This is a genomic window from Streptomyces sp. NPDC060194, assembly GCF_042728285.1.
Taxonomy (GTDB): Bacteria; Actinomycetota; Actinomycetes; order Streptomycetales; family Streptomycetaceae; genus Streptomyces.
Window position 1 is genome coordinate 1 of the sequence record NZ_JBHWZH010000109.1, and the last position, 20,261, is coordinate 20,261.

Consider the following 20,261-nt stretch of genomic DNA (forward strand, 5'->3'; position numbering starts at 1 on the left):
GGTGGGCACAGCCCACAGTGCCGAGCGCCGGCGACGTCTGCCCCCGCCACACTTCCGCCCCCCGCAGGGGCGTTTCGCGGCTCCGCCGCGGATACCGGCCGGCGGCCTCAAGCGCCGGCCGGGCTGAGATTTTTTGGCCCCCGCTCGCCGGCCGGGCTGAGGTTGGCCTCCTACGCCGTCAGGCGGGCCACCGCCTCGGCGACCGTGAGTTCCTCGCGCTCGCCCGTGCGGCGGTCCTTCAGTTCCAGGACGCCGTCGGCCGCGCGGCGGCCGGCGACGAGGATCTTGGGGATGCCGATGAGCTCGGAGTCGGTGAACTTGACGCCGGGCGAGACGCCGGCGCGGTCGTCGAGGAGGACGCGGAGGCCGGCCGCGGCGAGCTGGTCGGCGACGGAGGAGGCGAGCTCGGTCTGGAGCGCCTTGCCCGCGGCGACGACGTGGACGTCGGCGGGGGCGACCTCGGCGGGCCAGCAGAGCCCCTTGTCGTCCGCGGTCTGCTCGGCGAGCGCGGCGACGGCGCGGGAGACGCCGATGCCGTAGGAGCCCATGGTGACGCGGACGGGCTTGCCCTCCTTGCCGAGGACGTCGAGGGAGAAGGTGTCGGCGTACTTGCGGCCGAGCTGGAAGATGTGGCCGATCTCGATCGCGCGGTCGAGCTTCAGGCCGGTGCCGCAGGCGGGGCAGGGGTCGCCCTCCTCGACGACGACGACGTCGAGGTACTGGTCGACCTCGAAGTCGCGGCCGGCGACGACGTGGCGCGCGTGCCGGCCGTCCTCGTTCGCGCCGGTGATCCACGCGGTGCCGGGGGCGACGCGGGGGTCGGCGAGGTAGCGGACCTTGTCCAGGCCCTGCGGGCCGACGTAGCCGCGCACGAGGTCGTCGCGGCCCTCGAAGTCCTCCGCGGTGACGAGCTCGACGACGGCGGGGGCGAGGTGCTCGCCGAGCTTGCCGAGGTCGACCTCGCGGTCACCGGGCACGCCGACGGCGACGATCTCGCCGTCGACCTTGACCAGCAGGTTCTTCAGCGTGGCGGAGGCGTCGACACCGAGGAACGCGGCGAGCGACTCGATGGTGGGGGTGTCGGGGGTGTCGAGCACCTCGACGGGGCCGTGGGCCGAGCCGTCCACCGCGCTCAGCGCGAAGGTGACGGCCTCCGTGTTCGCGGCGTAGTCGCAGTTCGGGCAGTCGGCGAAGGTGTCCTCGCCGGCCGCGGCGGGGGCGAGGAACTCCTCGGACGCGGAGCCGCCCATCGCGCCGGAGACGGCGGAGACGACGCGGTGGTCGAGGCCGAGCCGCTCGAAGATCCTGATGTACGCGGCGCGGTGCAGCGCGTAGGACTCCGCGAGGCCCTCGTCGGTGGTGTCGAAGGAGTAGGAGTCCTTCATCTGGAACTCGCGGCCGCGCAGCACGCCGGAGCGGGGGCGGGCCTCGTCGCGGTACTTGGTCTGGATCTGGTAGAGCATCACCGGCAGGTCCTTGTAGGACGTGCACTGGTCCTTGACCGTCTGGGTGAAGACCTCCTCGTGGGTGGGGCCGAGGAGGTACTCGCCGCCCTTGCGGTCCTTGAGGCGGAAGAGCAGGTCGCCGTACTCGTCCCAGCGGCCGGACGCCTCGTAGGGCTCCTTGGGCAGCAGGGCGGGCAGCAGGACCTCCTGGGCGCCGATGGCGTCCATCTCCTCGCGGACCACGCCGGAGATGTTGTCCAGGACCTTCTTGCCGAGCGGCAGCCAGGTCCAGATGCCGGCGGCGTTGCGGCGGACGTATCCGGCGCGGACGAGCAGCTTGTGGCTGAGCGTCTCGGCGTCCGCCGGGTCGTCGCGCAGTGTCTTGACCATGAGACGGGACATGCGCTGGACCTGGGGCTGAACCATGAGGGTCTACTCCTGCTGCGTGACGGTGATAGTCCAGGAGGTTAGCCGGGCCGCGGGCGCGGGCGGAAATCGCTTTGCGGAACCGCTGCCAGGGGGCCTCCGGCGGATCCGGCTCGCCCGTGGGTGGCCACGGGACCTGGCACCGCGGGCACGCCGGATCCGCCGGACACCCCCTACCGCACGACGAGCGGCAGCGGCGCGCCCATCACGGCGTAGGGGGTGGGCGCGGAGGGGAAGTGGACCGCGCGGGCCAGGTCGGTGTAGCCGAGGGAGCGGTAGAGGCCGCGGGCGGGGCTGTCGGTGTCGAGGGCGGAGAGGATGCTGCGGGGCTCCTCGGCGGCGGCGGTGAGGGTGGTGATCAGCTCGCGGCCGATGCCGACGCCCTGGTGGTCGGGGTGGACGTGCAGCTCGGTGATGACGAAGGAGTCGTCGAGCCAACCGTCGGTGCCCGCGGTGCGCAGGTAGGGCTCGACGACGGTGGACCACCAGTGGGTGCGCTGGTTGGGCATGCCGTAGACGAAGCCGACCAGCCGGCCTCCCGGGGTGGTGGCGCCGAGCGCCATGGCGCCGCGCGAGGTGAGGTGCCGCAGGACGATCTGGCGGCGGACGGCGACCTCGTCCTGGTTCAGCCCGAAGGCGACCGCCTGCACGGCGAGTGCGTCGTCCACCCGCGCGGTCAGATCGACGGGGCCGATCAGCACGTCATCACCCATGACGCGCACCCTAACGCGTGCCCCCGGCCCGGGCTCTCCCGGCGGCCGGGCGGGCGTGGGGCGGCCGTCAGAACAGTACGCTCATGAACGCGCCGACCTCGCGGAAGCCGACCCGCCGGTAGGCGGCCCTGGCGGGGGCGTTGTAGTCGTTCACGTACAGGCTGACCAGCGGGGCGACGTCGGCGAGCGCGTGGGCGAGGACGGCGGCCATGCCGGTCTCGGAGAGGCCGCGGCCGCGGTGCTCGGGGGCGACCCAGACGCCCTGGATCTGACAGGCGTCGGGGGTGGCCGCGCCGATCTCGGCCTTGAAGACGACCCGGCCGTCCTCGATCCGGGCGAAGGAGCGCCCGGTGGAGACGAGTTCGGCGACCCGGGCCTGGTAGAGCAGCCCGCCGTCGCCGGCGAGCGGGGAGATGCCGACCTCCTCGGTGAACATGGCCACGCACGCGGGCATGATCACCTCCATCTCGTCCTTGCGGACCCGCCGGACCAGCGGGTCGGGCGTGAGGTCGGCGGGCGCCCGGTCGGCGACCATGAGCGGCTGGTGGGCGCGGACGTCGCGGGCCGGACCCCAGGCGGGTTCGAGCAGCCGCCAGAGCCGGGCGGTGGACTCGGCGGGGCCGACGATCGAGGAGCAGCGGCGTCCGTTGCGGCGGGCCCGGTCGGCGAACGCGCGGACGGCGTCGGGTCCGGCGCAGACGGGGACGAGGTTGGCCCCGGCGTAGCAGAGCGACTCCAGCCGTCCGCCGGCGTACCAGCCCCACATCTCGCCGCCGAGCCGCCACGGGTCGAGGCCCGCGGCGAGCACCCGGGTGGTGACGAAGGCGTTGGCGACCGGCTCGCGGCGCAGGATCGCGAGCGCGGCGTCGAGGTCGCTCGGTCCGAGCACCCGGGTGGTGGTCTGTGTCAGCACGGTGCGGGCCTGTTCGTCCGGATCACTGATCTGGGCACTGTACCCGGCACGGCGGAGCCCTCACCCCGGGCGGTGGGGTGAGGGCTTCCGTGACGGGTCCTCGCGGTGGTCAGCCGGCGACGGAGACCTCGGGCTCACCGGACATGACGCCGTCGCGCTCCATCTGCTCGGCGATCTTCATCGCCTCCTCGATCAGCGTCTCGACGATCTTCGACTCGGGGACGGTCTTGATGACCTCGCCCTTGACGAAGATCTGGCCCTTGCCGTTGCCCGAGGCGACGCCGAGGTCGGCCTCGCGGGCCTCGCCGGGCCCGTTGACGACGCAGCCCATGACGGCGACGCGCAGCGGCACCTCCATGCCCGTGAGGCCGGCGGTGACCTCCTCGGCGAGCTTGTAGACGTCGACCTGGGCGCGGCCGCAGGACGGGCAGGAGACGATCTCCAGGCGGCGGGGCTTGAGGTTCAGCGACTCCAGGATCTGCAGGCCGACCTTGACCTCCTCGGCCGGCGGGGCGGACAGCGAGACGCGGATGGTGTCGCCGATGCCCTCCGAGAGGAGCGCGCCGAAGGCGACCGCGGACTTGATGGTGCCCTGGAAGGCGGGGCCGGCCTCGGTGACGCCGAGGTGCAGCGGGTAGTCCGACTGCGCGGCGAGCTGGCGGTAGGCGTTGACCATCACGACCGGGTCGTTGTGCTTGACCGAGATCTTGATGTCGCCGAAGCCGTGCTCCTCGAAGAGCGACGCCTCCCACAGCGCGGACTCCACGAGCGCCTCGGGGGTGGCCTTGCCGTACTTCTTCAGCAGCCGGGCGTCGAGCGAGCCGGCGTTGACGCCGATCCGGATCGGGGTGCCGGTGGCGGAGGCCGCGTGGGCGATCTCCTTCACCTTGTCGTCGAACTGCTTGATGTTGCCCGGGTTGACGCGGACGGCGGCGCAGCCGGCGTCGATCGCGGCGAAGACGTACTTCGGCTGGAAGTGGATGTCGGCGATCACCGGGATCTGCGACTTCTTCGCGATGGTGGCGAGCGCGTCGGCGTCGTCCTGGGTGGGGCAGGCGACCCGGACGATCTGGCAGCCGGACGCGGTCAGCTCGGCGATCTGCTGGAGCGTGGCGCCGATGTCGGAGGTGCGGGTCGTCGTCATGGACTGCACCGAGATGGGCGCGTCACCACCGACGGCGACCGTGCCGACCTGGATCTGCCGGCTCTTGCGACGCTCGGCGAGCTTGGTCGGAACGGACGGCATTCCGAGAGAAATGGCAGTCATCTGCGGTGCATCCCCAAGGTGTGAAGCAGGCGGTGAGGCCGCGGTCCGGCATGGCGGCCCTCGGCTCTCGAGATTACGGCACCGGCCCCCGGGCGGGCACATCCCGGGGGCCGGAGGGGGCCTGTCAGGTCAGCCGGACCGGGTTGACGATGTCGGCGATCAGGACGAGCACGGTGAAGCAGATGAAGATCCCGGCGACCACGTACGCCACCGGCATCAGCTTCGCGACGTCGAACGGGCCGGGGTCGGGGCGGCGCAGCAGCTTGGCGGTGTTGCGGCGCAGCGACTCCCACAGGGCGCCGGCGATGTGGCCGCCGTCCAGGGGGAGCAGCGGGAGCATGTTGAACAGGAACAGCGACAGGTTGAACCCGGCGATCAGGAAGAGCGCCATCGCGAGGGTGTTCTCGGCGGGCAGGCCGAGGGCGAAGACCTCGCCGCTGACCCTGGCCGCGCCGACGACGCCCATGGGCGAGTCCTGGGCGCGCTCGGCGCCGTTGAAGGCCGAGTTCCACAGGTCGGGGATCTTGGAGGGGAGGGCGACGAGCGACTCGACGCCGTTCTCCACCATGTCGCCCATCCGGTCGACGGACTCGCCGAAGGAGAGCGGGACCACCTCCGCCTTGGCGGTCATGCCGAGGAACCCGGCGGGGACGTACTCGCCCTCGACGATGTCGCCGTTCGCGTCCTTCTTGGCGACGGTGTTCTCGATCAGCCTCGCCTGCAGCGTCTTCGTGGCGCCGTCGCGCTCGACGGTGATGGTGGCGGGGCCGATGGTGTCGCGGATGTGGTCCGACAGGGTGGACCAGTCGCCGACCGGGTCGCCGTCGAAGGCGACGATCCGGTCGCCGGCCTGCAGGCCCGCCGCCTTCGCGGGCGACGGCGCGTCGCCCTTCTCGCAGGTCGTGCGCTTCTCGGCCTGGGAGAACACGCAGGGCGACACCGCGTCGACGGTCGTGGTCTGCGTCTGCATGCCGATCGTCATCATGACGCCGACGAACAGCACGACCGCCAGGACCAGGTTCATGAAGGGCCCGGCGAACATGACGATGACGCGCTTCCACGGCTTGCGCGTGTAGAACAGCCGCTTCTCGTCACCGGGCTGCAGCTCCTCGTACGCCGCCGAGCGGGCGTCCTCGATCATGCCGCGCCAGGGCGAGGTGGAGCGGGCCTCGACGCGGCCGTCCTCGCCGGGCGGGAACATGCCGATCATGCGGATGTAGCCGCCGAGCGGGATGGCCTTGATGCCGTACTCGGTGTCGCCCCTCTTCCGCGACCAGAGGGTGGGCCCGAAGCCGACCATGTACTGGGGCACCCGGACGCCGAACAGCTTGGCCGTGGAGAGGTGGCCGAGCTCGTGCCAGGCGATGGAGGCGAGGAGCCCGATCACGAAGACGACTATCCCGAGGACCGTCATCAGTGCCGTCGTCATGCACGCGCCTCCGCTGCTACCTGGTTGCTGAGTTCGCGGGCCCGGGCGCGGGCCCAGGTCTCCGCTTCGAGGACGTCCGGCAGGGTGAGGGAGGTTCCCGCGGTGGGAACGCCGTGCTCGCCGACGACCTCGGTGACGGTCTCCATGATGGCGTTGAACGGGAGCCGTCCGGCGAGGAACGCGTCGACGCACTCCTCGTTCGCGGCATTGAACACCGCCGGGGCCGTTCCCGCGAGCGTGCCGACGTGCCGGGCGAGCCCGACGGACGGGAACGCCTCGGTGTCCAGTGGGAAGAACTCCCAGGTCGAGGCGCGGGTCCAGTCGAAGGCGGGGGCGGCGTCCGGCACCCGTTCGGGCCAGCCGAGGCCGATCGCGATCGGCCCGCGCATGTCGGGCGGGGTGGCCTGGGCGAGCGTCGAGCCGTCGGTGAACTCCACCATCGAGTGGACGTAGCTCTGCGGGTGGACGACGACCTCGATCTGCTCGAACGGGATGTCGTAGAGCAGGTGCGCCTCGATCACCTCGAGGCCCTTGTTGACCAGGGTGGCGCTGTTGACGGTGATCACCGGGCCCATCGCCCAGGTCGGGTGGGCGAGGGCCTCCTCGCGGGTGACGGAGGCCAGCTCGGCCTTGGTGCGGCCGCGGAAGGGGCCGCCGGAGGCGGTGACGACGAGCTTGCGCACATCGGCGCGGGTGCCGGCGGCGAGGGCCTGGAACAGGGCGGCGTGCTCGGAGTCGACGGGGATGATCTGGCCGGGCTTCGCGACCGCCTTGACCAGCGGGCCGCCGACGATCAGCGACTCCTTGTTGGCGAGCGCGAGGGTGCTGCCGGCGCGGAGCGCGGCGAGGGTGGGGGCGAGGCCGATCGAGCCGGTGATCCCGTTCAGCACGGTGTGGCAGGGGGAGGCGGCGATCTCGGCGGCGGCGTCGGGGCCGGCCAGGATCTCCGGGAGCGGCTCGCCGGCGCCGTACTCCGCGCGCAGCGCCTCGCGCAGCTGGGGGACGACGTCCTCGCGGGCGACGGCGACCTGCTCGACCCGCAGCCGGTACGCCTGCTCGGCCAGCAGCCCGACCCGGCCGCCGTTCGCGGACAGCGCGGTCACCCGGAAGCGGGCGGGGTTGCGGAGCACCAGGTCGATGGCCTGGGTGCCGATCGAACCGGTCGAACCGAGGATGACGATGTCCCGGCGGCCCTCGCCCGCGAGCGGGTCGAAGATCAGGTGGGGATCGGCCAGAGGGGCTGCACTGTCGCTCATCCCCCCATTCTCGCCCCCCGCCGCCCGGGCACGGACGGCACGGTGCCCTTCCGGTGCGTCGGGACCGACCCGAGCAGCCGGAACACCGGCGCGCTCGGCCCCGGCGGGCCACCCGAAAGGCCTCCCGCGGGGGGCGAGCGCCGTGCCACGATGCCCGCATGATCGTCCGAATCAGCGAGGCCCGCGTCCGCCCGGACCGCTTCGACGCGTTCCGGGACATGATCGCCGAGGCCGTCGCCGCGTTCCCCTCCCGGCACCCCGGCCTCCTCTCGCACGAGATCCTCCTCGCCCCGCCCGACGCGCTCCTCTACGTCAGCCGCTGGCGCTCCGAGTCCGACCTCGTCGCCTACGCGGGCCCCGCCTGGCGCGACGCCCCCGTCGTCCTCCCCGGCGAGAAGGAGTACCTGACCGCGCCGCTGCTCCTGCGCCACTTCACGTCCGAGACGCCTTAGGCCGCGCACCTTCGACTTACTGTCGACACCAGCGCGCTGGTGCGCGTCCTCGCCCTTCCGGCGCGGGCGACCTGGGAGAAGCCCTTGGAGGAGGGCCTGATCGCCCGGTACCCGGTCACGGAGATCGGGTTCCTGTACAGCGCGGGGAACGGCGACGACCGGGCGGAGCTCGTGGCCGGCCTGGACGAGCTGTTCTTCTGGGCGCCCATGGACGACCGCGCCTTCACGCGCGCCCGGGACGTCCAGCGTGAGCTGACCGCGCTCGGCCGGCCCCGTCGACCTGCTGGTCGCAGCTACCGCCGAGCTGCGCGGCCTCACCGTGCTGCACCACGACAACGACTTCGAGACGATCGCCTCCGTCACCGGCCGGCCGACGCAGTGGCTGATGCCGCCGGGCACGTTGGAGGTGCGGGAGCGACCCGGGCCCGGGGAAAATCCCGTCGCACGGGGCTCGGGCGGGGCGCTACGTTCGGCGCGTGGCGAAACTCAATCAGATCATCGCAGTGGAGAAGGGCGTCAGGTCCAAGGCTCAGCAGGACCTGGTGACCGCGCACCAGAGTCTGCAGAAGCCCGCGCTGCTGGCCGGTATCTCGCGGACGTACCAGCCGAAGGACGAGGAGGGCGAGCAGCTGCCGCCGGAGTCGACCCGGGTGCAGGTGCAGGCCGAGGACGTGCTGCGGGAGACCGCGGCGACGCTGACCCGGCTGTTCGACGTTACCGCCACCAAGGACTGGGCGAACTGCACGGCGCGGGCCGACGTGGTGGTGGAGGGGCGCACCCTCCTGACCGCCGCCCCGGTCTCGTACCTGCTGTTCCTCGAGAAGCAGCTGAACGAGGTCAACGCCTTCGTCCGGAAGCTGCCCGTGCTCGACGCCTCGGAGGCGTGGACGCAGGACCCGTCCACGGACGCCTGGCGGACGGAGCAGGTGCGCACGCTGCGGACGAAGAAGGTCCCCCGCAACCACGTGAAGGCGGAGGCCACCGAGAAGCACCCGGCGCAGGTCGAGGTGTACTACGAGGACGTGCCGGTCGGGTACTGGACCACCGTGAAGTTCTCCGGCGCGCTGCCGGCCCGCCGGGTGAACGAGATCCTCACCCGCATCGAGCGGCTCCAGCACGCGGTGAAGTTCGCCCGCGAGGAGGCCAACGGCGCAGAGGTCACCGACGAGCGGGCCGGCGACGCGGTGTTCGGCTACCTCTTCGGGTAGCGGCTGCCTTCGGGTAGCGTCGAGGACTCCCGGCCGCCACCGTGCGGCCGGGCGCGCGAGGAGCGCGAGCTGAAACTGAAGTTCGTCGTGAGGGGCGGGCCGTGCGAGCGCGCGGCGCGCCGTCAAGCTCAGACTCTTGCTCCAGGCTCAGCATCCGCCGCCGATCGCCGTACCGGCCGGGCACGGGCCCGGGTCGTCGGATGCCGGTTCAAGTCCGGCCCGTGCAGCCACCTCCCGCCGTTCGCCACCGCGGCCGGCGTCCGATGCGCGGTAGTTCAAAGGCAGAACACGACGACATGAAGCTGACCCGTGGACCACACGGTACGGCGTGTGATGTCGGTGGCATTCCAGGGCTCGGGGGCAGGCTACGCCCCCGGGCCCGCTCCCGTTCGTGCGGCAGCGGGCCGGGGCGGCGCGGTCAGGCGAGGGGGCGGTGGAGGTTGTCGTGCTTCGAGGGGCCGGGGGTGGTGTCGGCGATCCAGGGGCCGGGGGTGGAGGGGTCGACGATGCCGGACTCGAGCCAGGTGTAGGTGCCGGAGAGGACGCCGCGGACGACCTTGTGGTCGAGGTCGTCGGTATGGGACCGGAGCCGGCCGAAGAGCTCCTCGACGCGGATGCGGGACTGCCGGCAGAAGACGTCGGCGAGCTGGTACGCCTCGCGACCGTGCGGCTCGGTGGTCCGCAGCAGCTCCGCGCGGACGCAGGCCGCGCTCATGGCGAAGAGTTCCGCGCCGATGTCGACGACCCGGCCGAGGAAGCCCTGCTTGGTCTCCATGCGGCCCTGCCAGCGGGCCATCGCGAGGAAGGTCTGCCGGGCGAGCCGGCGGGAGGCGCGTTCGACGTAGCGCAGGTGGCCGGAGAGGTCCGCGTGCCCGGCGGGGTGGAACTCGGCGTACGAGCGCGGGAGTTGGCCGGCTCCGGTGACGAGCTTGGGGAGCCAGCGGGCGTAGAAACCGGTGGCCCGCGCGCCGGCCTTCGCCTTGTCGGCGCGGGTCTTGTCGGGGTCGATGATGTCGCCCGCGACGGCGAGGTGGGCGTCGACGGCCTCCCGCGCGATCAGCAGGTGCATGATCTCCGTCGAGCCCTCGAAGATGCGGTTGATCCGCAGGTCGCGCAGGACCTGCTCGGCGGGCACCCCCCGCTCCCCGCGCGCGGCCAGCGACTCGGCCGTCTCGTAGCCGCGGCCGCCGCGGATCTGGACCAGCTCGTCGGCGATCAGCCAGCCCATCTCGGAGCCGTAGAGCTTGGCGAGCGCGGCCTCGATGCGGATGTCGTTGCGGTCCTCGTCGGCCATCTGCGAGGAGAGGTCGAGGATCGCCTCCAGGGCGAAGGTGGTGGCCGCGATGAAGGAGATCTTCTGGGCGACGGCCTCGTGGTGGGCGACGGGCTTGCCCCACTGCTCGCGCGCGCCCGACCACTCGCGGGCGATCTTCAGGCACCACTTGCCCGCGCCGACGCAGAGGGCCGGCAGGGAGAGGCGGCCGGTGTTGAGCGTGGTCAGCGCGATCTTCAGGCCGGCGCCCTCGGGGCCGATCCGGTTCGCGGCCGGCACCCGCACCTGGTGAAAGCGGGTGACGCCGTTCTCCAGGCCGCGCAGGCCCATGAACGCGTTGCGGTTCTCGACGGTGATGCCGGGTGAGTCGGCCTCGACGACGAACGCGGTGATGCCGCCCTTGCCCCCGGACCCGTCCGTCCCGGTGCGGGGGACGCGGGCCATCACGACCAGGAGGTCGGCGACGACGCCGTTCGTCGTCCAGAGCTTCACGCCGTCGATCACGTAGGAGTCGCCGTCGCGGACCGCGGTGGTGGCGAGGCGGGCGGGGTCGGAGCCGACGTCGGGCTCGGTGAGGAGGAAGGCGCTGATCGCGGTGGTGGCGCAGCGGGGCAGGAAGGCGTCCTTCTGCTCCTGGGTGCCGAACTGCTTGAGCGGTTGGGGGACGCCGATGGACTGGTGCGCGGAGAGCAGTGCGCCGATGGCCGGGCTGGCGGAGCCGGCGAGGGCGAGGGCCTTGTTGTAGTGGACCTGGCTGAGGCCGAGGCCGCCGTACTTCGTGTCGATCTTCATGCCGAGGGCGCCGAGGTCCTTGAGGCCGCGGATCGTCTCGTCGGGGATCCTGGCGTCGCGCTCGATGGCCGCGGTGTCGATCTGCTCGCAGAAGGTGCGCAGGCGGGCGAGGAACTCCTCGCCGCGTTCCGCGTCCGCGGTGGACGGGACGGGGTGGGGGTGGATGAGGTCGAGGCGGAAGCGGCCGAGGAAGAGTTCCTTGGCGAAGCTGGGTCTGCGCCAGTCGCTCTCGCGGGCGGCTTCGGCGACGTGCCGGGCCTCGCGTTCAGTGACCTTGGGCCGGTCGGGCCTTGCGTGCGGTGCGGACATGGGGCACCTCGCCAGTGTGGGCGTCCGGGCGGTTGGTTACCGGCCGGTGCTACCCGTACGTATGTACCGCAATGGTCCCATTGACGCCAGGCTCCTGGCGGTGCGCGGCCGCTTTTCCGCCGGGGCTCCGCCCCGGTTCTTCTCCCCCACCCGCCCCTTCCCCAAGTCCCTCGCCGGGCGGCTTTGCGCCTGCCGGCGCGGTACCGGGCTTCGCCCGGTGGCCTCAAACGCCGGCCGGGCTGAAGTTTTTGGTCGCCGCTCGCCCCCCGCCTCTTGGCCTCCGCGCCCGCGTCCGCTATTAGTAAGCAGAGGCAACAAATAGCGCCGCACCCTCAGGAGGGACCCTCATGTCCGACCGCTACTCCCCCACCCCGCAGGACAGGTTCACGTTCGGGCTCTGGACCGTCGGGTGGCGGGGGAACGACCCGTTCGGGGAGCCGACGCGGGCCGCACTGGACCCGGTGGAGTCGGTGGAGCGGCTCGCGGAGCTGGGGGCGTACGGGGTGACGTTCCACGACGACGACCTGATCCCGTTCGGGTCGTCGGACGCGGAGCGCGAGGGGCACGTGAAGCGGTTCCGGGACGCGCTGGAGGCGACCGGCCTGAAGGTGCCGATGGCGACGACGAACCTGTTCACGCACCCGGTGTTCAAGGACGGCGGGTTCACGTCGAACGACCGGGACGTGCGCCGGTACGCGCTGCGGAAGGTGATCCGGAACGTCGACCTCGCGGTGGAGCTCGGCGCCGAGACGTACGTGGCGTGGGGCGGCCGCGAGGGCGCGGAGTTCGGCGGGTCCAAGGACGTCCGCGTCGCGCTGGACCGGATGAAGGAGGCGTTCGACCTGCTGGGCGAGTACGTCACCGGGCAGGGCTACGACCTGCGGTTCGCGATCGAGCCGAAGCCGAACGAGCCGCGCGGGGACATCCTGCTGCCGACCGTCGGCCACGCGCTCGCGTTCATCGAGCGCCTGGAGCGGCCGGAGCTGTACGGGGTGAACCCGGAGGTCGGGCACGAGCAGATGGCGGGGCTGAACTTCCCGCACGGCATCGCGCAGGCGCTGTGGGCGGGCAAGCTCTTCCACATCGACCTGAACGGCCAGACGGGCATCAAGTACGACCAGGACTTCCGCTTCGGGGCGGGCGACCTGCGCCAGGCGTTCTGGCTGGTCGACCTCCTGGAGACGGCCGGCTACGCGGGTCCGCGCCACTTCGACTTCAAGCCGGTGCGCACCGACGGGATCGACGGCGTCTGGGAGTCGGCGAAGAACTGCATGCGCAACTACCTGATCCTCAAGGAGCGCGCCGCGGCCTTCCGCGCCGACCCCGAGGTGCAGGCCGCGCTGCGCGCCTCCCGCCTGGACGAGCTGGCCCGCCCGACGGCCGAGGACGGCCTGGCCGGGCTGCTCGCCGACCGTACCGCTCTCGAGGACTTCGACGTCACCGCGGCGGCCGAGCGCTCGATGGCGTTCGAGGCGCTCGACCAGCTGGCGATGGAGCACCTCGTCGGCGTCCGGTAGTCCGCCGGGCCGGTGGACCAGCCCCACAGGGGTTCCGGCGGACCGTCAGGTGGCGCGTATGCCCGCGTAGGCCGCCGGGTCCGCCAGGATCTCGCGGGCGATGATGCCCGCCGCACCGCGCGCCGCGTCTCCTTCGGGGGACGCGGCGCGCAGTCGTCCGCCGCCGGGCGTCCACAGGCCGGAGACGACCCGGCGGGTGAGTTCGGCGTCGGCGGCCGGGGCGAGCCAGGGCAGCAGCGGGCGGAAGACCCCGCCGAGGACGACCGCGTCGGGGTCGACGAGGTTGACCGCGCCGGACAGGACCAGGCCGAGCATGTGGCCGGCCCGGGCGGCGGCGGTCGCGGCCCGCGCGTCCCCGGCCGCGGCGCGCCGCGCCAGTTCGTCCACCGCCCGCACCCCGGCGTCCTCCGGCAGCCCCGCGCCGCGCAGGAGCGCGGCCTGCCCGGCGTACTGCTCCAGGCAGCCGCGGGCCCCGCAGCGGCACTCCGGGCCGTTCTCGTCGACGACGACGTGGCCGATCTCGCCGGCGAAGCCGTGCGCGCCGCGCAGCAGCCGGCCGTCGAGGACGAGCGCGCCGCCGACGCCGATCTCGCCACTGAGGAAGAGGAAGCTGCGGGCCTCCCCCGCGTCGCCGAACCACAGCTCGGCCAGCGCGGCGGCGTTGGCCTCGTTGTCGGAGCCGACCGGCAGGGGGCGCCCGCCGGTGCGGAGCGCGGTGAGCGAGCGGGCGAACAGGCCCTCGGCGGCGATCCGGTTCCAGCCGAGGTTGGGGGCCTGGCGGACGGTCCCGCCGGACACCAGGCCGGGCAGCGCGAGTTGGGCGCCGACGGGGTGCAGGTCCTGCGCGGCGGCCTCGCCGAGCGCCCGGGCCGCGACGGCGGCCGCCCCGGCGAGCACCTCGGCGGGGGCCGCGCCGCGGTTGTCGCCGTGCTCGGTCAGCCGCAACCGGTCCGTGCCCGCCAGGTCGACGACGCAGACGGACACGTAGTCGATGTTGACCTCGACGCCGAGGCCGGCGACGCCGGTCGTCGCGACCCGCAGCGCGGTGCCGGGGCGGCCGGCCTGGCCGCTGAACGTCTTGCCCGACTCGGTGAGGAACCCGCCGTCGATGAGCTGCTCGACCAGCGAGGAGACCGCGGCGCGGGTCAGCCCGACCCGGACCGCGACGGCGGCGCGGGTGATCTCGCCGGCGTCGTGGACGGCCCGCAGCACGAGGCTGAGGTTGTGCCGCCGCACGCTCGCCTTGTCCGCCTTCGGCTCCAGCGGGCCGGGGTGGCTGTTCATCGGGCCTGCTCCAGTGCCTGCGACTGCGCCTGCTTCATGGTCCTGGGAGCCTATGACAGCGGCCCGGGCCCCGTGTGCGGGGGCTCCGGGCCGGTGTCGCCGGGCGGACCCGGCGGTGGCTCCGCGCGGCGTGCAGGCCGTGCGACCTACAGGCCGTGCGGCTTACAGGTCGATGCCCGTGAGGACCATGACCCGCTCGTAGGTGTAGTCCTCCATCGCGTACGCGACGCCCTCGCGGCCCACGCCGGACTGCTTGGCGCCGCCGTACGGCATCTGGTCGGCGCGGTAGGACGGCACGTCGCCGACGATCACGCCGCCGACCTCAAGGGCGCGGTGGGCGCGGAACGCGGTCTGCAGGTCGTGGGTGAACACGCCCGCCTGCAGGCCGTACTTGGAGGCGTTGACGGCGGCGAACGCCTCCGCCTCGCCGTCCACCTTCTGGATGGAGAGGACCGGCCCGAAGACCTCCTCGCAGGCGAGGGTGGTGTCGGCCGGCAGCTCGGCGAGGACGGTCGGCGCGTACGAGGCGCCGTCCCGCTTGCCGCCGGTCAACAGCTGCGCGCCGGCCGCGACGGCCTCGTCCACCCAGGACTCGACGCGCTTCGCGGCGTCCTCGCTGACCAGCGGGCCGACGTCGGTGGACGCGTCGGAGGGGTCGCCGGTGACCTGCGCCTCGACGGCGGCGACGATGCGCGGCACCAGCCGGTCGTGGACGGCGGCGTCGACGATCACCCGCTGCACGGAGATGCAGGACTGGCCGCCCTGGTAGTTGGAGAAGGTCGCGATGCGGGTCGCGGCCCAGTCCAGGTCGGCGTCGGAGGCCCAGTCGCCGAGGACGACGGCCGCGCCGTTGCCGCCGAGCTCCAGGGTGACGTGCTTGCGCGGCACCGAGTCCATGATCGCGTAGCCGACGGTCTCGGAGCCGGTGAAGGAGATGACCGGCAGCCGCTCGTCCTTGACCAGGGCGGGCATCTTGTCGTTCGGCACCGGCAGGATCGACCAGGAGCCGGCCGGCAGGTCGGTCTCGGCGAGCAGCTCGCCCAGGATCAGACCGGAGAGCGGGGTGGCCGGGGCCGGCTTGAGGATGATCGGCACGCCGACCGCGATGGCCGGGGCGACCTTGTGCGCGCAGAGGTTCAGCGGGAAGTTGAACGGCGCGATGCCGAGGACCGTGCCGCGCGGGAAGCGGCGGGTCAGCGCGAGCCGGCCCACGCCGCCGGCGTCGGTGTCGAGGCGCTGCGCCTCGCCGCCGTTGAACCGGCGGGCCTCCTCGGCGGCGAACCGGAACACCGACGCCGCACGGCCGATCTCGCCCCGCGCCCACTTGATCGGCTTGCCGTTCTCCGCGGAGATCAGCTGCGCCAACTCCTCGGTCCGCTCGGCGAGCCGGCGCGAGACGTGGTCGAGCGCGGCGGCCCGGACGTGGGCGGGCGTCGCGGCGAACTCGTCCCGCACGGCGTGCGCGGCGGCCACGGCCTCCTCGACCTGCGCGTCGGTCGGCACGCTCACCGTGCCGACGGTCCTCGCATCCCACGGGGAGCTGACATCGAACGTGGCGTCGCCGGTGGCCTGGCGGCCGGCCAGCCAGAAGGCGGTGGTGGTCATCGGGGGGTCCGGCCCTTCGGTGGGGGTGTTGGTACGGGTCCACCGTAGGCGCGGGGCCGGAGGTCGGGAGTTGGCCGGGGTGGAGTGCAGGGGCGCGGAGGCACGCCGAAGTGGCGGGGTGGGGGCTGCGGCGACGCGGGCGTGCCGACGCGGGCGTGCCGGGCGCGGGGTCGGGGCGGGCAGCCCGCCGCGGGATCGCGGCGGGCAGCCCGGAAGAACACGCCCCGGCCGGCGTCCGAGGCCGTATCGGCGCAGCCCGCACATCCGCGGCGGAGCCCGGCGCCGGGGCTTACGCCGCCGTGACCTTGAGGGCCAGCCACAGCTCCATGCGGACGTCGGGGTCGTCCAGGGAGCGGCCGAGGATCTCCTCGACCCGCCGCATCCGGTACCGCAGCGTGTGCCGGTGGACCCCGAGGTCGGCCGCCGCCGCGTCCCACTGGCCGTGCCGGGAGAGCCACGCCCGCAGCGAGGCGACCAGGTCGCCGCGGCCGGTCGCGTCGTGCTCGCGCAGCGCCCGCAGCATGCCGTCGGCGAAGGCCCGTACGGCGTCGTCGGCGAGGAGCGGCACGACGGACCCGGCCGCCAGCTCCTCGTGCTCGACGAGGACCCGGCCCCGCCGGCGGGCGACGGAGAGCGCCTGCTCGGCCTGCTTGAACGCGGTCGCCGCCGCGATCGGCCCGGCGGGCGCGGAGAGCCCGACGGCGAGCCCGTCGCCGTCGGCCGGCTCCAGGGGCCGGGTCCGGGAGCCCCGCCGCGCCTCGATGTCCGCTGCGTGCGCGGCCCCGGCGGCGACGACGGCTCCCCCGTCGGCGGCGAGGACGACGACCCGCCCGGCGTCGGGCACGACGAGCAGCGCCTCCCCGGACCGGGCGGCGGCGGCCTCCAGGGCCTCGGTGAGGGCGCCGATCGGGTCGGCGCCCTCGCCGCCGTTCCCGCTCGCGGCCTCGGACGGGACGGCCTCGGCGACGAGGAGCCGGAAGGGGGCGTCGAGCAGTTGGCCGTAGAGCGGTCCGGCGACGGTCCTGGCGTGCTCGGGCTCGCCGGCGAGGAGCATCCGCAGGACGGCGGCGCCCAGCCGCTGCTCGGCCGCCTGCAGCGCGCCCGAGCGCTCGGTGGTGAGGGTGAGCAGCGCGATGGCGGAGTGCAGCGCGTACCGCTCGGCGGTGCCGAGCGCGGCGTCGGTGCCGACGGCGAGCGCGCCGCGCGGGCGGCGGCCGGTGCCGAGGCTGTGCAGCTCGATGCGGTCCTCCGCCTCGGCGAGGACGGTGCTGGCGGGGGCGGTCCGCTCCCGCAGCCGCTCGACGTCGGCGGTGATCCGGCCCGCCCGGCGCACGGCCCAGTCGGGCGCGGCCGCGACCAGCGCGCCGGAGGGGTCGTAGAGCGCGGTCCAGCCGCCGACCTGGCCGGCGAGCGAGCCGAGCAGCGCCTCGGGGCCCTCCGCGGACAGCGCCGCCCGGGTCAGGTCGCGCTGGGCGGCGAAGCCGGCGGTGACGGCCCGGTACCGCTCGGCGGCGAGCGCCTCGGAGACGGCCTTGCTGATCGCCAGGAAAGGGGTCTTGCGCGGCACCTCGATCAGCGGCAGACCGGCCTCGGTCGTCGCGTCGAGCAGGGCCTTCGGCACGTCCTCGTAGTGGACGCCGACCGCGAAGCCGAGGCCGGTCACCCCCGCCCCGACGAGCCGCCGAACGTACCGGCGCATGGCCTCGGGGTCCTCGGCGTCCAGGGTGAGCGCGGTGATGAGCAGCAGCTCGCCGCCCTCCATGTACGGGACGGGGTCGGCGAGCTCGCTGGCGTGCACCCAGCGCACGGGGGCGTCCAGACGGTCCTGGCCCGCGCGCACGGTCAGCTTCAGCGCGGAGTGCTGGACGAGGGTGGCGAGGGTGAACGGCATGGGTCCTTCAGCGTGCGGCGGGGTGCGTCCTGGCAGGCGGCGGGGCGGTGTCGGCGAGCGGATTGGCCGATCCGTAGAAAGGCCCGCCCCCGATTCTGCCGCACCGTACGCATCGCGGCCCCCCGGCCCCCCTGCGGCTCCTAGGCGCGCAGGTCGACCAGGACCGGCGGGGCGTGCTCGCCGCGCACGTCGGTGAGGGAGACGACGCCGTGCCCCGGCGGGACGGCGTGCGCCAGTTCGGACGCGGACCAGCGCTCGCGCTCGACCTGGCGGACGGTGACGGACTGGGCCGTCGGCCCCTTTCCGGTGACCAGCCTGCGCACGAAGTGGGTGACCTTGGTGAGCGGTTCGTCGGTGATGATCTGCCGGTCGGTGACGTCCCGCGCCTCGACCCACTCCTTGCCCCAGACCTCCGCGAAGTCCTGCCCGTCCCAGGGGGTGACCCCGGAGAGCACCATCCGGCAGCCGACCGCGCCGAGGAGCGCCGTCCGCAGCGGCCTCGGCACGTCGTCGAGGGTGCGCAGGGTCAGCACCACCCCGGCGTTCGCCGACCGCAGCCCCTTGAGCCCGCGGATCGCCTCGCCGGTCACCGCGTACGAGGCGTCGTCGAGGACCATCGCGGCGAACAGGGAGCGGTCGGTGCGGGCGGTGGCGGCGGCGGTGAACTGGGCGAGGACGAGGCGGGCGAGGATCCGGGCCGCGTCCGCGTGGCCCCGCTCGGGCAGCTCGATCCGCACCCGCACCGGGTGTTCGAGGGCGCGCAGCGAGAAGGCCCGCCCGCCGGGGCCGCCGCCGAGGAAGTCGGCGAAGGCGGGCCGGTCGAGCAGCGCGATCCGGTCGGCGAGCTGCGCCCCCGGGTCCCCGGCCGCGCCCGCCTGCCGCTCGCGGGCGTCCAGCTCGCGCAGGGCGGCGTGCTCGCCCGCTTCGGTGAGCGCGGTGCGCAGCGCCGCGAGCGGGCCCGCGGCGCCCTCCAGGAGGTCCCGCAGCTCCGGGATGCCGGGGAAGCGCCCGTGGGCGGCCCGGTAGGGGCCCAGCAGCTGGGCGAGGGCGACGGCGGCCCGCCGGCTGCCGCCGGTGGCGTCGAGGTCGCCGACCAGGGCCTCGGCGAGCAGCGCGGCCGCCTCGTCGGGGTCGGCGGCCCCGCCGTAGAGGTCGAGGTCGTGGGCGGAGTCCGGGTGGCCGATGCGGACCACCACGTCGAAGTCCTCCGGCCGGCCGAGGCCCGCGCCGGTCCCGACGGCGACGACCGCCGCCCGCCCGGCGAGCGCCTGCAGGCAGAGCGCCTCGGTGACCGGCCGGACCAGCCGGCCGGTCTTCCCGGACCCGGCGGGCCCCACGGCGAGCAGCGAGGTGGCGAGCAGCCCGGGGCTCAGCCCGAGCCCGGCGGCCCGGTACGCGGACGGGTTGCGGGGGTCGTCGGCGGCCGTGCCCAGGCGCACCTGACCGGCGGCGAGGTCGTGGACGGCGGACCGGCCGGTCAGGTCGCGCGCGCCGGAGGGGTGCACGCAGGCGGCCGCGCCCTCGCGCAGCACGGTGTCGGTGAAGGCGGCCAGGCTGTTGCGCCCGCTGCGCACCGACTGCCAGGCCCGCTCGATGCGGGCGTGGTCGACGTCCCCCATCCGCCCCGCCCGTGCCTCCGCGAGCAGCCGCTCGGCCGCCTGCTCGGCTCCGCCGGCCCGCAGCCGGGGCCAGAGCGAGGGGTCCTCGTGGGGCACGTCCTGCGCGGCGGTCCGGGACCGGGCCAGGCGCGCGGGGCCGTACCGCTTCCAGACCTCGCCCCAGCGGCCGAGCCGGGCGAAGGCGACGAGGATGCCGCCGCCGACCAGGACGTAGTAGGCGTTGGAGACGAACTCGAAGGCCGCGCGGTCGTCGGCCGCCCCCTGGTACCAGTGGTCGGGGACGAGGGCGAGCACCGGCCAGAACCACCAGCTGCCCAGGTAGCCGTTGTAGAGGAGCGACCACAGCAGCCACCCGCACAGGAACGCGATCAGCGCGCCCGCGACCAGCTGCCGGCCGGGGATGCGGTCCGGCTCGTCCGGCGGCCGGGGCACGTACCCCTGCCGCCAGATGCCGGGGGCCGCCTCCGGGCGGGGGACGCGCAGCCAGGCGAGGAACGGCGGCTCGGCGTCGGGCGCGTGCGCCGGGCGGGGCGGGGGCACGGGGCGGGGGCGCCGGGCGCGGGCTCCCCCGGTGTCCCGGGCCTCCGACGCGTCGCGCGCGCCCCGCGTGCCGTCACTCTGCATGGCCTTGCCCCCTGACCTGGCGGTCCCTGCTGACCTGTGGGTCCTGTGCCCGGTTCAATGTAGTGCGCGCCACCGACATCGTCAGCGTGAACGCGCGGCCCGGGCGCACCGGGACGTGCGCGTAGGCCGGCGGCTCGCGCGGTTGTCCGCCGCGGGCCACCGCGCGGGCCCCCGTCTCCCGAACGGAAAATTCCCAGTCTCTTATAAACAAAAGACGCAGCCCTGGTGGGTGAGCAGG

14 protein-coding genes and 1 pseudogene are annotated in these 20,261 nt (G+C 74.0%); 4 read left to right on the plus strand and 11 right to left on the minus strand.

Going from position 1 to position 20,261, the window contains the following annotated elements; genetic code table 11:
* Positions 1-170: 170 nt before the first annotated feature.
* From ACFWEG_RS21580 to dxr, 6 genes are all read right to left on the minus strand, one after another.
* Positions 171-1,871: a proline--tRNA ligase gene (locus ACFWEG_RS21580; protein WP_387217555.1), complete on the minus strand. Its 1,701-nt coding sequence runs from the start codon at positions 1,869-1,871 to the stop codon at positions 171-173.
* A gap of 173 nt (positions 1,872-2,044) precedes the next feature.
* Positions 2,045-2,584 carry a GNAT family N-acetyltransferase gene (locus tag ACFWEG_RS21585; RefSeq protein ID WP_387217558.1) on the minus strand — a complete coding sequence of 180 codons (540 nt, stop codon included), beginning with the start codon at positions 2,582-2,584 and terminating at the stop codon, positions 2,045-2,047.
* A 67-nt stretch (positions 2,585-2,651) separates the two neighbouring features.
* The gene (locus ACFWEG_RS21590) at positions 2,652-3,497 is read right to left on the minus strand and encodes a GNAT family N-acetyltransferase (protein ID WP_387217561.1); all 846 of its coding nucleotides are present in this window, start codon (positions 3,495-3,497) and stop codon (positions 2,652-2,654) included.
* A 109-nt stretch (positions 3,498-3,606) separates the two neighbouring features.
* Entirely contained in the window at positions 3,607-4,764 is a 1,158-nt protein-coding gene (gene ispG, locus ACFWEG_RS21595) for a flavodoxin-dependent (E)-4-hydroxy-3-methylbut-2-enyl-diphosphate synthase (protein WP_387217564.1), read from the minus strand.
* A 124-nt stretch (positions 4,765-4,888) separates the two neighbouring features.
* Entirely contained in the window at positions 4,889-6,193 is a 1,305-nt protein-coding gene (locus tag ACFWEG_RS21600) for a M50 family metallopeptidase (RefSeq protein WP_387217567.1), read from the minus strand.
* On the minus strand, positions 6,190-7,449 hold the full coding sequence (gene dxr / locus ACFWEG_RS21605) for a 1-deoxy-D-xylulose-5-phosphate reductoisomerase (protein WP_387217570.1): 1,260 nt from the start codon (positions 7,447-7,449) through the stop codon (positions 6,190-6,192). The genes ACFWEG_RS21600 and dxr overlap by 4 nt, the downstream gene beginning before the upstream one ends.
* Positions 7,450-7,607: 158 nt before the next feature.
* Here dxr and ACFWEG_RS21610 point away from each other — a divergent pair, with 158 nt between their 5' ends.
* The 3 genes and pseudogenes from ACFWEG_RS21610 to ACFWEG_RS21620 all read left to right on the plus strand — a co-directional run bounded on the left by ACFWEG_RS21610 (position 7,608) and on the right by ACFWEG_RS21620 (position 9,109).
* Positions 7,608-7,901 (plus strand): antibiotic biosynthesis monooxygenase family protein, encoded by a 294-nt coding sequence (locus ACFWEG_RS21610; protein ID WP_387217573.1) that lies wholly within the window; start codon positions 7,608-7,610, stop codon positions 7,899-7,901.
* 36 nt (positions 7,902-7,937) lie between these two features.
* Positions 7,938-8,304: pseudogene (locus tag ACFWEG_RS21615) on the plus strand (PIN domain nuclease); the annotation flags it as partial.
* A 73-nt stretch (positions 8,305-8,377) separates the two neighbouring features.
* Positions 8,378-9,109, plus strand: coding sequence for a hypothetical protein (locus ACFWEG_RS21620; protein WP_387217576.1), 732 nt, complete (start codon positions 8,378-8,380; stop codon positions 9,107-9,109).
* A gap of 418 nt (positions 9,110-9,527) precedes the next feature.
* Here the strand turns inward: ACFWEG_RS21620 and ACFWEG_RS21625 are convergent, their stop codons facing one another.
* Complete coding sequence (locus ACFWEG_RS21625) at positions 9,528-11,483, minus strand: acyl-CoA dehydrogenase family protein (RefSeq protein WP_387217579.1); 1,956 nt, start codon at positions 11,481-11,483, stop codon at positions 9,528-9,530.
* 347 nt (positions 11,484-11,830) lie between these two features.
* Here ACFWEG_RS21625 and xylA point away from each other — a divergent pair, with 347 nt between their 5' ends.
* Positions 11,831-13,000, plus strand: a complete 1,170-nt coding sequence (xylA, locus tag ACFWEG_RS21630) for a xylose isomerase (protein ID WP_387217581.1) — start codon at positions 11,831-11,833, stop codon at positions 12,998-13,000.
* Between the two features lie 45 nt (positions 13,001-13,045).
* Here the strand turns inward: xylA and ACFWEG_RS21635 are convergent, their stop codons facing one another.
* The 4 genes from ACFWEG_RS21635 to ACFWEG_RS21650 all read right to left on the minus strand — a co-directional run bounded on the left by ACFWEG_RS21635 (position 13,046) and on the right by ACFWEG_RS21650 (position 20,023).
* Positions 13,046-14,284, minus strand: a complete 1,239-nt coding sequence (locus ACFWEG_RS21635) for an ROK family protein (protein ID WP_387217583.1) — start codon at positions 14,282-14,284, stop codon at positions 13,046-13,048.
* A 162-nt stretch (positions 14,285-14,446) separates the two neighbouring features.
* A complete protein-coding gene (locus ACFWEG_RS21640) occupies positions 14,447-15,889 on the minus strand; it encodes an aldehyde dehydrogenase family protein (RefSeq protein WP_387217586.1) in 1,443 nt (480 codons plus the stop codon).
* Between the two features lie 289 nt (positions 15,890-16,178).
* Positions 16,179-17,780 (minus strand): PucR family transcriptional regulator, encoded by a 1,602-nt coding sequence (locus ACFWEG_RS21645; RefSeq protein WP_387217589.1) that lies wholly within the window; start codon positions 17,778-17,780, stop codon positions 16,179-16,181.
* A gap of 140 nt (positions 17,781-17,920) precedes the next feature.
* Positions 17,921-20,023 carry an ATP-binding protein gene (locus ACFWEG_RS21650; protein ID WP_387217592.1) on the minus strand — a complete coding sequence of 701 codons (2,103 nt, stop codon included), beginning with the start codon at positions 20,021-20,023 and terminating at the stop codon, positions 17,921-17,923.
* Between the last annotated feature and the right edge of the window lie 238 nt (positions 20,024-20,261).

Bases quoted from the DNA above. Each gene is read 5' to 3' on its own strand.
- dxr (WP_387217570.1), bottom strand. From the start codon at position 7,449: ATGAGCGACAGTGCAGCCCCTCTGGCCGATCCCCACCTGATCTTCGAC.
- ispG (WP_387217564.1), bottom strand. From the start codon at position 4,764: ATGACTGCCATTTCTCTCGGAATGCCGTCCGTTCCGACCAAGCTCGCC.
- ACFWEG_RS21580 (WP_387217555.1), bottom strand. From the start codon at position 1,871: ATGGTTCAGCCCCAGGTCCAGCGCATGTCCCGTCTCATGGTCAAGACA.
- ACFWEG_RS21610 (WP_387217573.1), top strand. From the start codon at position 7,608: ATGATCGTCCGAATCAGCGAGGCCCGCGTCCGCCCGGACCGCTTCGAC.
- ACFWEG_RS21650 (WP_387217592.1), bottom strand. From the start codon at position 20,023: ATGCAGAGTGACGGCACGCGGGGCGCGCGCGACGCGTCGGAGGCCCGG.
- ACFWEG_RS21600 (WP_387217567.1), bottom strand. From the start codon at position 6,193: ATGACGACGGCACTGATGACGGTCCTCGGGATAGTCGTCTTCGTGATC.
- ACFWEG_RS21640 (WP_387217586.1), bottom strand. From the start codon at position 15,889: ATGACCACCACCGCCTTCTGGCTGGCCGGCCGCCAGGCCACCGGCGAC.
- ACFWEG_RS21625 (WP_387217579.1), bottom strand. From the start codon at position 11,483: ATGTCCGCACCGCACGCAAGGCCCGACCGGCCCAAGGTCACTGAACGC.
- ACFWEG_RS21585 (WP_387217558.1), bottom strand. From the start codon at position 2,584: ATGGGTGATGACGTGCTGATCGGCCCCGTCGATCTGACCGCGCGGGTG.
- ACFWEG_RS21645 (WP_387217589.1), bottom strand. From the start codon at position 17,780: ATGCCGTTCACCCTCGCCACCCTCGTCCAGCACTCCGCGCTGAAGCTG.
- xylA (WP_387217581.1), top strand. From the start codon at position 11,831: ATGTCCGACCGCTACTCCCCCACCCCGCAGGACAGGTTCACGTTCGGG.
- ACFWEG_RS21635 (WP_387217583.1), bottom strand. From the start codon at position 14,284: ATGAACAGCCACCCCGGCCCGCTGGAGCCGAAGGCGGACAAGGCGAGC.